The 14,145-nt window shown below is 73.5% G+C and carries 8 protein-coding genes, 2 pseudogenes and 1 riboswitch; of the genes and pseudogenes, 8 read left to right on the forward strand and 2 right to left on the reverse strand.

Features of this window, described 5'->3' with window-relative positions:
- Positions 1-50: 50 nt before the first annotated feature.
- Positions 51-1,091 carry a CobW family GTP-binding protein gene (locus ACQEVS_RS25360; RefSeq protein ID WP_433023844.1) on the forward strand — a complete coding sequence of 347 codons (1,041 nt, stop codon included), beginning with the start codon at positions 51-53 and terminating at the stop codon, positions 1,089-1,091.
- A 30-nt stretch (positions 1,092-1,121) separates the two neighbouring features.
- Here ACQEVS_RS25360 and ACQEVS_RS25365 read toward each other — a convergent pair whose 3' ends face one another.
- Positions 1,122-3,581, reverse strand: coding sequence for a DNA gyrase/topoisomerase IV subunit A (locus tag ACQEVS_RS25365; protein WP_433023846.1), 2,460 nt, complete (start codon positions 3,579-3,581; stop codon positions 1,122-1,124).
- 262 nt (positions 3,582-3,843) lie between these two features.
- Between ACQEVS_RS25365 and ACQEVS_RS25370 the strand changes: the two genes are divergently transcribed.
- The 4 genes and pseudogenes from ACQEVS_RS25370 to ACQEVS_RS25385 all read left to right on the forward strand — a co-directional run bounded on the left by ACQEVS_RS25370 (position 3,844) and on the right by ACQEVS_RS25385 (position 8,864).
- On the forward strand, positions 3,844-5,235 hold the full coding sequence (locus tag ACQEVS_RS25370) for a M16 family metallopeptidase (protein ID WP_433027892.1): 1,392 nt from the start codon (positions 3,844-3,846) through the stop codon (positions 5,233-5,235).
- A 44-nt stretch (positions 5,236-5,279) separates the two neighbouring features.
- Positions 5,280-6,646 (forward strand): annotated as a pseudogene (locus ACQEVS_RS25375) (M16 family metallopeptidase).
- A 224-nt stretch (positions 6,647-6,870) separates the two neighbouring features.
- A riboswitch (cyclic di-AMP (ydaO/yuaA leader) is annotated at positions 6,871-7,026 on the forward strand.
- A 14-nt stretch (positions 7,027-7,040) separates the two neighbouring features.
- Entirely contained in the window at positions 7,041-7,850 is an 810-nt protein-coding gene (locus ACQEVS_RS25380; protein WP_433023848.1) for a M23 family metallopeptidase, read from the forward strand.
- A 339-nt stretch (positions 7,851-8,189) separates the two neighbouring features.
- Positions 8,190-8,864 carry a GntR family transcriptional regulator gene (locus ACQEVS_RS25385; RefSeq protein ID WP_433023850.1) on the forward strand — a complete coding sequence of 225 codons (675 nt, stop codon included), beginning with the start codon at positions 8,190-8,192 and terminating at the stop codon, positions 8,862-8,864.
- 189 nt (positions 8,865-9,053) lie between these two features.
- Here the strand turns inward: ACQEVS_RS25385 and ACQEVS_RS25390 are convergent, their stop codons facing one another.
- Positions 9,054-9,335 carry an HPr family phosphocarrier protein gene (locus ACQEVS_RS25390; protein ID WP_152263926.1) on the reverse strand — a complete coding sequence of 94 codons (282 nt, stop codon included), beginning with the start codon at positions 9,333-9,335 and terminating at the stop codon, positions 9,054-9,056.
- 110 nt (positions 9,336-9,445) lie between these two features.
- On the opposite strand from ACQEVS_RS25390, the pseudogene ACQEVS_RS25395 reads away from it, so the two are divergent.
- The 3 genes and pseudogenes from ACQEVS_RS25395 (at position 9,446) to ACQEVS_RS25405 (ending at position 14,127) form a co-directional block, all read left to right on the forward strand.
- Positions 9,446-12,231, forward strand: a pseudogene (locus ACQEVS_RS25395) (GNAT family N-acetyltransferase).
- 100 nt (positions 12,232-12,331) lie between these two features.
- Positions 12,332-12,919, forward strand: a complete 588-nt coding sequence (locus tag ACQEVS_RS25400; protein WP_004949338.1) for a DUF5998 family protein — start codon at positions 12,332-12,334, stop codon at positions 12,917-12,919.
- Positions 12,919-14,127: an alkaline phosphatase family protein gene (locus ACQEVS_RS25405; protein ID WP_433023853.1), complete on the forward strand. Its 1,209-nt coding sequence runs from the start codon at positions 12,919-12,921 to the stop codon at positions 14,125-14,127. The genes ACQEVS_RS25400 and ACQEVS_RS25405 overlap by 1 nt, the downstream gene beginning before the upstream one ends.
- The last annotated feature ends 18 nt before the right edge of the window (positions 14,128-14,145 follow it).

Genomic DNA, 14,145 nt, shown 5'->3' on the forward strand with positions numbered 1-14,145 from the left:
CTCCGACCGGCGGCGGAAAGAGCACGGAAAGACAATGGAAAGGCGCTCGGGTGGCCAGACGACAGATCCCCGTCATCGTGCTCGCGGGCTTCCTCGGCTCGGGCAAGACCACGCTGCTCAATCATCTGCTCGCGCACAGCGGGGGCAGCCGGATCGGTGTGGTGGTCAACGACTTCGGCAGCATCGAGATCGACGCCCTGAGCGTGGCCGGCCAGGTGGACTCCATGGTGTCGCTCGGCAACGGCTGCCTGTGCTGCGCGGTCGACACCAGCGAGCTGGACGGCTTCCTGGAACGGCTGGCCCGTCCGGCGGCCCGGATCGACGTCATCGTGATCGAGGCCAGCGGGCTGGCCGAGCCGGAGGAGCTGGTCAGGATGATCCTGGCCAGCGAGAACGAGAGCATCGTCTACGGCGGTCTGGTCGAGGTGGTGGACGCCGCCGAGTTCGGCCGGACCCGTGAGCGGCACCCCGAGCTCGACCGGCACCTGGGCATCGCGGACCTGGTGGTGCTGAACAAGACGGACCGGGTGACCGACGCCGAGCGCGAGGAGCTGGAAGCGGTCCTCACCGGGCTGGCGCCCGGCACCCCCGTCGTCGCCTCCTCGCACGGCCGGGTCGACCCCGAGCTGCTCTTCGACCGCAAGCCGCGCGAGGACCGCCTGGAGGCGATCCGGCAGCTCTCCTTCGAGGACCTGGCCCACGAGGAGCACGACCACGACCACGGGCACGACGGGCACCTGCACGCGGCGTACGAGAGCGTCGAGTTCGTCTCCGACGACCCCCTGCACCCCCGCCGTTTCATGGAGTTCCTGGACCGCAGGCCGGAAGGGCTCTACCGGATCAAGGGGTTCGTGTACTTCGGGGTGCCCGGGCACCGGCAGAAGTTCGCCCTGCACGCGGTCGGGGACTTCCTGCGGATGTACCGGTCGCCCTGGGCGCGGTCGGAGCGCCGCCTCACGCAGCTCGTCATGATCGGCAGCGGCATCGACGGGGGCGCGCTCCGGGCCGGCCTGGACGCCTGCCGCAACGAGGCGCCACAGGACGCCGACGACCACAGCATGTGGGGCGTCCTGCGGTACACCCAGGGCTGAGCCGCGTCAGCCCCGGGTGTACCCGGCCGGTCACACCGGTCCGGCCACCACCGCGACCGGCTTGGCCAGCGGCGTGCCCGAGCCGTCGCGGCGCGGGTCGGGCTCCGGCAGGACCGTGGGCGTGCCGTTGGCCGTGGCCGCCCGGGCCGGAGCGGCGCCGGCCCAGGCCAGGACCAGGCAGTCCTCGCCCTTGAGGAATCGCTGGCAGCGCACGCCGCCGGTGGCCCGGCCCTTGCGCGGGTACTGGTCGAACGGCGTCAGCTTCGCCGTCCCCTCGGAGGCCGCGCCGGGCAGGCCGCCCGTGGCCCCGGCCACCGTGAAGACCACGGCGTCCTCCGCCGGGTCGACGGCGGTGAAGGAGATCACCTTCGCCCCGGAGGACAGCTTGACGCCCGCCATGCCGCCCGCGGGCCGGCCCTGCGGACGCACCTGCCCGGCCTGGTAGCGCAGCAGCTGGGCGTCGTCGGTGATGAAGACCAGGTCCTCGTCACCGGTCCGCAGCTCGGCCGCGCCCACGACGCGGTCGCCGTCCTTGAGGGAGATGACCTCCAGCTCGTCCTTGTTGGCCGGGTAGTCGGGGACCACGCGCTTGACGACGCCCTGTTCGGTGCCGATGGCGAGGCCGGGCGAGGACTCGTCCAGCGTGGTCAGGCAGACCACCCGCTCGTCGTCCGCCAGCGAGAGGAACTCCGACAGCGGCGCGCCGCCGGCCAGGCTGGGCGCCGCGGCCGTCTCCGGCAGCTGCGGCAGGTCGATCACCCGCACCCGCAGCAGCCGCCCGGCGGAGGTCACCACGCCGACCTCGCCCAGCGCGGTGGCGGGCACCGCCGAGACGATCACGTCGTGCTTCACGCGCTTGGTCTCGCCCGCGCCGGGCGCGAACGGCTCGCCGGTGGCGGTGCGGGCCAGCAGGCCGGTCGAGGAGAGCAGCACCCGGCAGGGGTCGTCGGCGACCTGGAGCGGCACCGCCGACGCCGTGGCGCCCGCCGACTCCAGCAGGACCGTGCGCCGGTCGGTGGCGAACTTCTTGGCGACGTCGGCCAGTTCGGAGGAGACGAGCTTGCGCAGCTCGGCGTCGGAATCGAGGATCTTCGTCAGCTCCTCGATCTCCGAGGTCAGCCTGGTCCGCTCGTCCTCCAGCTCGATCCGGTCGAACCTGGTCAGCCGGCGCAGCGGGGTGTCGAGGATGTACTGCGTCTGCACCTCGGAGAGGGAGAAGCGCTCGACGAGTGACGCCTTCGCCGCCGCGGCGTTGTCGCTCGATCGGATGATTCTGATGACCTCGTCGATGTCAACGAGCGCCACCAGCAGACCCTCGACCAGGTGAAGCCGGTCGCGCCGCTTGCCGCGGCGGAACTCGCTGCGCCGCCGGACCACCTCGAAGCGGTGGTCGACGTAGACCTCCAGCAGCTCCTTCAGGCCCAGCGTCAGCGGCTGGCCGTCCACCAGCGCGACGTTGTTGATGCCGAAGGACTCCTCCATCGGGGTCAGCTTGTAGAGCTGCTCCAGCACGGCCTCGGGGTTGAAGCCGTTCTTGATCTCGATGACCAGCCGCAGGCCGTGCGCCCGGTCCGTGAGGTCCTTCACATCGGCGATGCCCTGGAGCTTCTTCGAGCCGACCAGATCCTTGATCTTGGAGATGACCTTCTCCGGGCCGACCGCGAAGGGCAGCTCGGTCACCACCAGGCCCTTGCGGCGGGCCGTCACGTTCTCGACGGCGACGGTCGCGCGGATCTTGAAGGTGCCGCGGCCCGTCTCGTACGCGTCCCGGATGCCGCTCAGCCCGACGATCCGGCCGCCCGTGGGCAGGTCGGGGCCGGGGACGTACCTCATCAGGGTGTCGAGGTCGGCGTTTGGGTGCTTGATCAGGTGCCGGGCGGCGGCGATCACCTCGCCCAGGTTGTGCGGCGGCATGTTCGTCGCCATGCCGACCGCGATGCCCGTGGCGCCGTTGACCAGCAGGTTCGGATAGGCGGCCGGCAGGGCGGCCGGCTCCTGCTCGCTGCCGTCGTAGTTGGCCGCGAAGTCGACCGTGTCCTCGTCGATCGACTCGGTCATCAGCGAGGTCGCGGACGCCATCCGGGCCTCGGTGTACCGCATGGCGGCCGGCGGGTCGTCGTTGCCCAGCGAACCGAAGTTGCCGTGCCCGTCGACCAGCGGCACGCGCATGGAGAACGGCTGCGCCATGCGTACCAGCGCGTCGTAGATGGAGGCGTCACCGTGCGGGTGCAGCTTGCCCATCACCTCGCCGACCACGCGCGCGCACTTCACGTAGCCGCGCTCCGGCCGGAGGCCCATCTCGTTCATCTGGAAGAGGATGCGGCGCTGCACCGGCTTCAGGCCGTCGCGGGCGTCGGGCAGGGCGCGGGAGTAGATGACGGAGTAGGCGTACTCGAGGAAGGAGCCCTGCATCTCGTCGACGACGTCGATGTCGAGGATGCGCTCCTCGAACTCTTCCGGCGGCGGGGTCTTCGTGCTGCGGCGGGCCATCGCGGCTGCGGCTCCTTCGGTCGATTGCCGGGGGCGGACTGACGCCGACCATTGTGGACCTCCCCACTGACAACGCCGACCGCGACCCGTCCGCGGCGTCCGCGTCGTCCGTGGGGAGGCCCCGGGAACTTCGCCGGATGTCGGTGCGCTTGCATACAGTGACAGCAGTGTTCATCACGCGAGTCGTCGCGGGCGCCGCGGGCGGGTAACGGCGGCGCGGGATGCAGCGAGATATCGAGCGATCGAAGGGACGTACATGCCCATGGGTCACACGGCCGCGCAACAGGCCGGCACCGGCGGCCTGACAGCGACCGAGCACCGCCTGGCCAACGGCTTGCGAGTGGTGCTCTCGGAGGACCACCTGACCCCGGTCGCGGCAGTCTGCCTCTGGTACGACGTCGGCTCGCGCCACGAGGTCAAGGGCCGCACCGGCCTCGCCCACCTCTTCGAGCACCTGATGTTCCAGGGCTCGGCGCAGGTGAAGGGCAACGGCCATTTCGAGCTGGTGCAGGGCGCCGGCGGCTCGCTCAACGGCACCACCAGCTTCGAGCGGACCAACTACTTCGAGACCATGCCCGCCCACCAGCTGGAGCTGGCGCTGTGGCTGGAAGCCGACCGGATGGGCTCGCTGCTCACCGCGCTCGACGACGAGTCCATGGAGAACCAGCGCGACGTCGTCAAGAACGAGCGCCGCCAGCGGTACGACAACGTGCCCTACGGCACCGCGTTCGAGCGGCTGACGGCGATGGTCTACCCCGAGGGCCACCCCTACCACCACACGCCCATCGGCTCGATGGCCGACCTGGACGCCACCTCCCTGGAGGACGCGCGGGAGTTCTTCCGCACGTACTACGCGCCCGGCAACGCCGTCCTCGCCGTGGTCGGCGACATCGACCCCGAGCAGACGCTGGCCTGGATCGAGAAGTACTTCGGGTCCATCCCCGCCCACGACCGCAAGCAGCCGCCGCGCGACGGCGCCCTGCCCGACGTCGTCGGCGAGCAGCTCCGCCAGGTGGTCCGCGAGGAGGTGCCCTCGCGGGCCCTGATGGCCGCCTACCGGCTCCCGCACGACGGCACCCGGGAGGCGGACGCCGCCGACCTGGCGCTGACCGTCCTCGGCGGCGGCGAGTCCTCCCGGCTGCACAACCGCCTGGTCCGGCACGACCGCACCGCCGTCGCGGCGGGCTTCGGCATGCTGCGCCTGGCGGGCGCCCCCTCGCTGGGCTGGCTGGACGTCAAGGCGTCCGCCGGTGCCGAGGTCGCCGACATCGAGGCGGCCGTCGACGAGGAGCTGGCCCGCTTCGCCCTGGAGGGGCCCACCGCCCAGGAGATGGAGCGCGCCCAGGCCCAGCTGGAGCGCGAATGGCTCGACCGGCTGGCCACGGTCAGCGGACGCGCGGACGAACTCTGCCGTTTCGCCGTCCTGTTCGGCGACCCGCAGCTCGCCCTCACCGCGGTCGAGCGGGTCCTGAAGGTCACACCGGAGGAGGTGCGGGCCGTCGCCCAGGCGCGGCTGCGCCCCGACAACCGCGCGGTGCTCGTCTACGAGCCGACCGGGCCCCAGACCGCGGGCGCCGACGAGGCCGACGTCATCGACGGTGCCGTCGCGCAGGAAGCCGACGCCAACGCACAGGAACAGGAGACGGCCCAGTGAGCGAAGCCGCAGTCGTGGGCGCCACCGGCACCGCCGAACCCACCATGCAGTTCCACCCGCGGCCCCGGCCGGGCACGGCCACCCCGTGGAACTTCCCGGCCCCGGCCGTGACCGGCTGCCCAACGGCCTGACCGTGCTGCGCTGCCACCGCCCCGGCCAGCAGGTCGTCGCCGTCGAGGTCAGCCTCGCCGCGCCGCTGGAGGCCGAGCCGGCCGGGCTGGAGGGCGTGGCCACGATCATGGCCCGCGCCTTCTCCGAGGGCACGGACAAGCTCAGCGCCGAGGACTTCACGGCCGAACTGGAGCGCTGCGGCGCCACCCTGGACGCCCACGCCGACCACCCCGGCGTCCGGCTGTCCCTGGAGGTCCCGGCCTCCCGGCTGGCCAAGGCGCTGGGCCTGCTCGCCGACGCCCTGCGCGCCCCGGCCTTCCCGGACAACGAGGTCGAGCGCCTCGTCCGCAACCGCCTGGACGAGATCCCGCACGAGCTCGCCAACCCGGCCCGCCGGGCGGCCATGGCGCTCTCCGCCGAGCTCTTCCCGGCCGGCTCGCGGATGTCCCGGCCCCGGCAGGGCACCGAGGAGACCGTCGAGCGCATCGACGCCGCCTCCGTCCGGGCCTTCTACGAGGCACACGTCCGCCCGGCCACCGCCACCGCCGTGATCGTGGGCGACCTGACCGGCGTCGACCTCGACGAGGCCCTGGCCGACACCCTCGGCGCCTGGACGGGCTCCCCGGCCGAGCCCCGGCCCGTCCCGCCCGTCTCCGCCGACGACACCGGCCGCGTGGTCATCGTGGACCGCCCCGGCGCCGTCCAGACGCAGCTGCTCATCGGCCGCGTCGGCGCCGACCGGCACGACAGCGTCTGGCCCGCCCAGGTGCTCGGCACGTACTGCCTTGGCGGCACGCTCACCTCCCGCCTGGACCGCGTGCTGCGCGAGGAGAAGGGCTACACCTACGGCGTCCGCTCGTTCGGCCAGGTGCTGCGCTCCGCCCCCGACGGCACCGGGATCGCGATGCTCGCCATCAGCGGCTCCGTGGACACCCCCAACACCGGTCCCGCGCTGGCGGATCTGTGGAAGGTGCTGCGCACCCTCGCCGCCGAGGGGCTGACGGACGCCGAACGCGATGTCGCCGTGCAGAACCTGGTGGGCGTCGCACCGCTCAAGTACGAGACGGCGGCGGCCGTCGCGGGCACGCTGGCCGACCAGGTCGAGCAGTACCTCCCGGACGACTTCCAGGCGCGGATGTACGAACGCCTCACGGAGACCGGGACGGTGGAGGCCACCGCGGCCGTCGTGAACGCCTTCCCGGCCGACCGCCTGGTCACCGTGCTGGTCGGGGACGCCGCGGAGATCGCGGAGCCCGTCCGGGCGCTCGGCATCGGCGAGGTGACGGTCGTTTCGGCCTGACGGGAGCTCAAGCCTCCGCGTGCGCCCCGGCGCACGCGCGAGGGCGGAGAGGCGCGTGGTTCCTTCGGGGGCCACGCGCCTCCGTTATGCCCGATTTATAGGAGCGGTTGCATCGTTCTCGTGTGGCGTGCGTCACTAAAACGGGGTTCCGTTTGCCGTTCGAATCTGACGGCGATTAGCTTCAGGGCGGCAGTCCGTCGGATCGGAGCCGCAACCGCGGCCCCGGGCAGCCATCGCCGAGTCCCCGTACGGCGCGAGCCAGGGGAGCCGGGGAACCACATGTTCCCTGGGGTGAATCGGGTCCCTCTCCGGAGGGAGCCGTAGGAGACCTTCCTGCTCCGAACCCGTCAGCTAACCCGGTAGGCGAGAAGGAAGGAAAGGAACAGCCGCAACCATGGCGTTCACCCGTGCCACCGGGAAGCACCGTCGTCCGAGCCGTGCCGTGCGAGTCGGCGCCAACGTCGCCGGCATAGCCACCCTGAGCGCCGCGGGCGTCGTCGCCGGTGTCGCCGCCCCGGCCTTCGCCGCCTCCTCTCCCGACGACGCTCCCCGCGCGCAGGACACCGGCCTCACCCAGGCCGTCGTCATCTCCGACCACCTGGCGCACAGCGTCGACGAGCAGGCGCAGATGCAGCGCGGCGTGGCCGAGCAGGACGCCGCCACCCAGAAGGCCGAGGACGCGGCCAGGGCGCAGGCCGCCCTGGTCAAGAAGCGCGCCGACGAGGCCAAGCGCAAGGCCGACGCCGAGCGTGCCGAGAAGGAGCGCGCGGCCCGTGAAGAGGAGCGCAAGCGCCTCAACACCTTCGTGATGCCGATCACCGGCTCCTTCGTCTCCACCCAGTACCACGCCTCCAGCGGCCTGTGGTCCTCCGGCAGCCACACCGGCGTCGACTTCCACGCCGACGAGGGCACCAGCGTCCACGCCGTGGGTGCCGGCACCGTCGTCGAGGCCGGCTTCGGCGGCGCCTACGGCAACAACATCGTCATCAAGCACAACGACGGCACGTACACCCAGTACGGCCACCTCTCGTCGATCGGCGTCAGCGTCGGCCAGACCGTCACCCCCGGCCAGCAGATCGGCCTCTCCGGCTCCACCGGCAACGTCACCGGCCCGCACCTGCACTTCGAGGCCCGCACGGCGCCCACCTACGGCTCGGACATCGACCCGGTCGCGTACCTGCGCGCGCACGGCGTCGCCATCTGACCGCGGCCGTCCCCTTCCTTCCGCCGAGCCCCGCCCGGACCACGCGTCCCCGGCGGGGCTTTCGGCCGTCCGGAGGTGGAAGGCTTTTCCCGTTCTCTCGGCTTGTCCCCGCTCGCTCCGCTTGGCCAAATCATTTCCATGGCCTTCCGGTGGCCATCGGAAATCGCGGGGGGTTGCCATAGAGTCGAGCGAATCCTGAAGAAGCGTCCCCCGCCCGCGAACCGTCGCTTATGCGCGATGCCGCGCCGGGGTCGATCCGGAGGTTCGTCCAATGCGGGGACGTTTGTGAACGGCGGGACCGAAGCGGTTCCCGACAGCCGCCGTGTTTCCGCGCAGGCGGTGTGCACGGCCATTCGCGACGACATCGTCTCCGGCGCCTTCCCGCCCGGCAGCCGGCTCATCGAGGAATTGCTCGCCCGCCGGTACGGGGTCTCGCGCGTCCCGGTGCGGGAGGCGCTGCGCACCCTGGCCTCCGAGGGCTTCGTGACCACGCGCCGGCACGCGGGCGCCTGTGTCGCCGAGCCGACCGAGCAGGAGGCGGCCGACCTGCTGGAGGTGCGGGCGCTGCTGGAGCCGCTGGGGGCCGCCCGGGCCGCTCAGCGGCGGACCGAGGCGCATCTGAAGGTGCTGCGCGGACTGGTCCGGCTGGGCCGGGAGCGCGCCCGCGCGGGGCAGCCGGGCGAGCTGTGCCCGCTGGGCGACTGGTTCGACGAGACGCTCGCCCAGGCGTCCGGCAGTCCGAGCCTGGCCGCGCTGCTCACCCAGGTGCGGCGCAAGATCGCCTGGATGTACGCGCCCGAGCCGCCGGCCCGGCCCGTGGAGACCTGGGAGACGCACGCGGCACTGGTCGACGCGGTGGTCAGGAGGGACGCGGGACGCGCCCGGGAGATCGCCGCCGGACGGGTCGGGCGGGCACCCGGGGAATTCCGGTTCCGGCGGGCGGTGCCGGCTTCTTCCGTGCCCCCGGCCGTCGTTCGGAAACGCGCCGTTCACACGGCGGGCGCCGGAATGTGACGGCCTTCCGGCATTCCGGGGCCGATGAATAATTCACCGATGCGGAACGCCCGGTGCTTTCCGGCCGGAATGAGCGCGCGGGACGAAACGCGCGAGCGGGGCCGCGGGGGCCGGGTTCACCGGCCGCCACGGCCCCGCTCGCGCCCCGCCGGAAGCCTGCCGGAACCGGCGGCTCCGCGGGGCGAGGGCTCAGACGGTCTCCGGAAGCTCCTCGAGCCCCTCGGCGACCAGCTTGGCCAGGCGGTCGAGCGCGGCCTCGGCACCCGCGTCCTCCGAGGCGAGGACGATCTCCTCGCCGCCCTGGGCGCCCAGGCCCAGCACGGCCAGCATCGACGCGGCGTTGACGGGGGTGCCGCCGGCCTTGGCGATGGTCACGGGGACGCCGGCGGCGGCGGCCGCACGGACGAAGATCGACGCCGGACGGGCGTGCAGGCCGTCGGCCCAGCCGACGTTTACACGGCGCTCAACCATGGTGTTGCCCTTCGAGTCGCGAATGGGGTTGTCTAGACCAGTGTCGCACGGTGCGGGCAGTGCTCCGCCGCGCCCATGGCCCTGTCAGTGGCCGGTCGTACGCTGATCCCATGCAGACGCCGTCCGAGCACGCGTACCCGGCCCACTGGGAAGCCGATGTCGTCCTCCGCGACGGCGGGACCACCCGCGTCCGGCCCATCACCCCGACGACGTCCAGCGCCTGGTCAGCTTCTACGAACAGGTCTCGGACGAGTCCAAGTACTACCGCTTCTTCGCGCCCTACCCCCGGCTGTCCGACCGCGACCTGCACCGCTTCACCCACCACGACTACAACGACCGGGTCGGGCTGGCCGCCACGATCGGCGGCGAGTTCATCGCCACCGTCCGCTACGACCGCATCGACTCCCGCGGCCGGCCGGCCCACGAACCGACCGACGAGGCCGAGGTCGCCTTCCTGGTCCAGGACGCCCACCAGGGCCGCGGGGTCGCCTCCGCCCTGCTGGAGCACATCGCGGCCGTCGCCCGGGAGCGCGGGATCCGGCGCTTCGCGGCCGAGGTGCTGCCCGCCAACACCAAGATGATCAAGGTGTTCACGGACGCCGGCTACACCCAGAAGCGGAGCTTCGAGGACGGCGTCGTCCGCCTGGAGCTCGACCTGGAGCCGACGGACCGCTCGCTCGCCGTCCAGCGCGCCCGGGAACAGCGCGCCGAGGCCCGCTCGGTGCAGCGCCTCCTCGCCCCCGGCAGCGTCGCGGTCTTCGGCACCGGCCGCGAGCCCGGCGGGATGGGCCGGGCCGTGCTGCGCAACCTGCTGGCCGGCGGGTTCACCGGCCGGGTCCTCGCGGTCAACACCTCCTTCCCCGACGGCCTCACCACGCTCGACCCCGAGGGCGTCCCGGCCCTCCGCTCGCTCCGCGAGGCCGAAGGGCCGGTCGACCTCGCCGTCGTCGCCGTGCCCGCCGACCGCGTGCCGTCCGTCGTCGAGGACTGCGGGGAGCACGGGGTCCAGGGCCTCGTGGTGCTCTCCGCCGGGTACGCGGAGGGCGGGGCCGACGGCCGGGCCCGCCAGCGCGAGCTGGTCCGGCAGGTCCGGTCGTACGGCATGCGCATCATCGGCCCCAACTCGTTCGGCCTGGTCAACACCGCCGCCGGGGTCCGCCTCAACGCCTCCCTCGCCCCCGAACTGCCCCCGCCCGGACGGGTCGGCCTGTTCAGCCAGTCCGGCGCCATCGGCATCGCCCTGCTCTCCGGACTCCAGCGGCGGGCGGCCGGGCTGGCCGGCCTCGCCTCCGTCTCCACCTTCGTCTCCACGGGCAACCGCGCGGACGTCTCCGGGAACGACTTCCTCCAGTTCTGGCACGACGACCCGGACACCGACGTCGCCCTGATGTACCTGGAATCCATCGGCAACCCGCGCAAGTTCACCCGCCTCGCCCGGCGCACCGCGCGCCACAAGCCGGTCGTCGTCGTCAAGGGCGCGCGGCACGGCGGCGTCACCCCGGCGGGGCACACCGTGCCCACCACCCGCATGCCCGACGCCACCGTCTCCCACCTGCTCCGGCAGGCCGGCGTGATCCGCGTCGACACCGTCACCGAACTCTCCGACACCGGGCTGCTGCTCGCCGCCCAGCCGCTGCCCGCGGGCCCGCGCGTCGCCATCCTGGGCAACTCCCAGTCCCTGGCGCTGCTCACCTACGACGCCTGCCTCACCGACGGCCTCCGCCCGCTGCCGCCGCAGGACCTCACCACCGCCGCCGGCCCCGAGGACTTCCGCCGGGCGCTCGCCGCCGCCCTGGCGGACCCCGCCTGCGACGCCGTCGTCGTGACCGCCATCCCGCGGGTCGACGGCGAATCGGCCGCCGGGCTCGCGACCGCCCTGCGCGACGCGGTCGCCGCCGCCCCCGTGGCCAAGCCCGTCTGCGTCGTCCACCTGGAGATCCCCGGTCTCGCCGAGGCCCTGGCCGCCCCGCCGGACGCCGGCGCGCCCGCCGGCCGGGGCTCGGTGCGCGTCCCCGCCTACCCCGCCGCCGAGCGGGCCGCCCGGGCCCTGGCCCAGGCCGCCCGGTACGCCGAGTGGCGGCGCCGCACCGAGGAGCGGCCCGGACGGGTCCCCGAGTACGAGGACATCGACGAGGCGGGCGCCGCGGCCGACATCGAGGTGCTGCTCGCCGCCCACGGCGTCACCGAGGGCGACCCCGGCGGCCCCCGCGCCGTCACCCTGTCCGCCGCCGACACCCAGCGCCTCCTCGCCCGCTACGGCATCGCCGTCCTCCCCGCGCTGCCCGCCCCCGACCCGGACGCCGCCGTGGCGGCGGCCCACCGGCTGGGCTTCCCGGTCGCCCTCAAGCCCACCGCCCCGCACCTGCGGCACCGCGCCGACCTGGGCGGCGTCCGCCTCGACCTCGGCGGCGAGGCCGAACTGCTGCGGGCCTACAGCGAGTTGACCGAGCTGCTCGGCAAGCCCTCGGCGACCCGCCTGGTGGTGCAGTCGATGGCCCCGCGCGGCGTCGACACCGTCGTCCGGGCCACGATCGACCCGGCGGCCGGGGCGGTGCTCTCCTTCGGCCTCGCCGGAGCCCCCTCGCTGCTGCTCGGCGACACCGCGCACTGCCTCGTCCCGGCCACCGACCGGGACGCGGCCGAGCTGATCCGCTCGGTGCGCACCGCGCCGCTTCTCTTCGGCTGGCGCGGCGCCGCCCCCGTCGACACCGGGGCGCTGGAGGAGCTGCTGCTGCGCGTCTCCCGCCTGATGGACGACCATCCGGAGGTCGTCGGCGCCGACCTGGAGCCGGTGATCGTCGCCCAGCACGGCATCCACGTCCTGGGCGCCTCCATACGGCTGGCGCCGCCCCCGCCGCGCACCGACCTCGGGCCGCGGAGCCTGCCGACGTACTGAGCGGGGCCCGCCCGGGCACCGGGGCGGCTCGGCCCGGATCACGGGCCCCGGCCCGGGCATCGGCGGCGGCAGGGGTCCGTACGCCCCGTAGGATGGGCGTATGGCGAAGACCGGTACGACGACCCAGGGGCTGCGCGCGGCGATCGAGCGCAGCGGCTACTACCCGGCCCTCGTGGCCGAGGCCGTGGAGGCGGCCGTGGGCGGGGAGCCGGTCGTGTCGTACCTGGTCCACCAGGAGACCACGTTCGACTCCAACGAGGTCCGCCGCCATGTGACGGTCCTCGTCCTCACCCGGACCCGGTTCATCGTCAGTCACACCGACGAGCAGGCGGCCGACGGCACCTCGCCGTCCCCGTACGCCACCACCTCGACGGAGTCCGTGAAGCTGGACCGGATCTCGTCGGTCGTCGTGAGCCGCGTCGTGGCCAACCCCGAGTCGTACACGCCGGGCGCGCTGCCCCGCGAGGTGGTCCTGACCATCGGCTGGGGCGCGGTCTCCCGGATCGACCTGGAGCCGGCCGCCTGCGGCGACCCCAACTGCGACGCGGACCACGGCTATACGGGCTCCTCGACCGCCGACGACCTGAGCCTGCGCGTCAGCGAGGCGGGCGACGGCCCCGACAGCGTCCGTCAGACCCTCGCCTTCGCCCAGGCGATCTCCGAGGCGACCGCGGTCACCGGCCGCTGATGTCCTACCCGAGCACCGCGGGCGCCGCCTGGCACGAGCCCGCCACGCTGGACCCCCGTACCGCGCCGCTGCCGCGCTACGGCTCCGGCGCCCTCTCCGACCTGCTGCCCGCCGCGGTGGCGGGCATGGGCGTCCCGGGCTTCCGTTCCGGACTGGAACTGGCGCCCGCCGACCGGGTCTGCGTCTTCCTGATCGACGGCCTGGGGTGGGAGCTGCTGCGCGCCCACCCGGCCGAGGCGCCGTTCCTCCACTCGCTGCTCGGCAGTTCGCTGAACGGCACCGGCGCCCCCCTGACATCGGGCTTCCCGTCCACCACCGCGACCTCACTGGCCTCGGTGGGCACGGGCCTCCCGCCCGGCACGCACGGCCTGCCCGGGTACACGGTCCTCGACCCGGCCACCGGCGAGCTGATGAACCAGCTGCGCTGGCGCCCCTGGACGGACCCGCACCACTGGCAGCCGTACCCCACCGTCTTCCGGCTCGCGGACGACGCGGGCGTCCACACCTGCCAGGTGTCGGCCCCCGACTTCCAGCACACCCCGCTGACCCGGATCGCCCTCAGCGGCGGCACCTTCCACGGCCGGCTGTCCGGCGAGGACCGGATGGACCTCGCGGCCGCGCAGCTCGGCGCCGCCGACCGCTCGCTCGTGTACACGTACTACAGCGAGGTGGACGGCAAGGGCCACCGCTTCGGCGTCGACTCCGAGGAGTGGCGCGGGCAGCTGATGTACGTGGACCTGCTGGCCCGGCGGCTCGCGGAGCAACTGCCCCCGCGCTCGGTGCTCTACGTCACCGCCGACCACGGCATGATCGACATCCCGTTCACCCCCGAGGCCCGCATCGACTTCGACGAGGACTGGGAGCTCCGCGCCGGCGTCGCGCGGCTCGGCGGGGAGGCCCGGGCCCGGCACGTCTACGCCGTACCGGGGGCCGCCACCGACGTCCTCGCGGTGTGGCGCGAGGTACTGGGGGAGCAGATGTGGGTCGCGGGACGCGACGAGGCCATCGAGGCCGGCTGGTTCGGCCCTCCCGGGTCGGGCGTGGACGACCGGGTGCACGCCCGGATCGGCGACGTGGTCGCCGCGGCCCGGGACGACATGGCGATCGTCGCCACCGAGACCGAGCCCAACGAGTCCAAGATGGTGGGCCTGCACGGCTCCATGACGCCCGTGGAGCAGCTGGTGCCGCTCCTCGAAGTCCGCACCTGAGCACCACCCCGTACCTTT

This window comes from Streptomyces sp. CA-181903, assembly GCF_050937075.1.
GTDB lineage: Bacteria > Actinomycetota > Actinomycetes > Streptomycetales > Streptomycetaceae > Streptomyces.

Coding starts and splice junctions, on each gene's coding strand:
- ACQEVS_RS25400 (WP_004949338.1), top strand. CDS start 12,332: ATGGCGAAGACCGGTACGACGACCCAGGGGCTGCGCGCGGCGATCGAG.
- ACQEVS_RS25380 (WP_433023848.1), top strand. CDS start 7,041: ATGGCGTTCACCCGTGCCACCGGGAAGCACCGTCGTCCGAGCCGTGCC.
- ACQEVS_RS25370 (WP_433027892.1), top strand. CDS start 3,844: ATGGGTCACACGGCCGCGCAACAGGCCGGCACCGGCGGCCTGACAGCG.
- ACQEVS_RS25405 (WP_433023853.1), top strand. CDS start 12,919: ATGTCCTACCCGAGCACCGCGGGCGCCGCCTGGCACGAGCCCGCCACG.
- ACQEVS_RS25390 (WP_152263926.1), bottom strand. CDS start 9,335: ATGGTTGAGCGCCGTGTAAACGTCGGCTGGGCCGACGGCCTGCACGCC.
- ACQEVS_RS25365 (WP_433023846.1), bottom strand. CDS start 3,581: ATGGCCCGCCGCAGCACGAAGACCCCGCCGCCGGAAGAGTTCGAGGAG.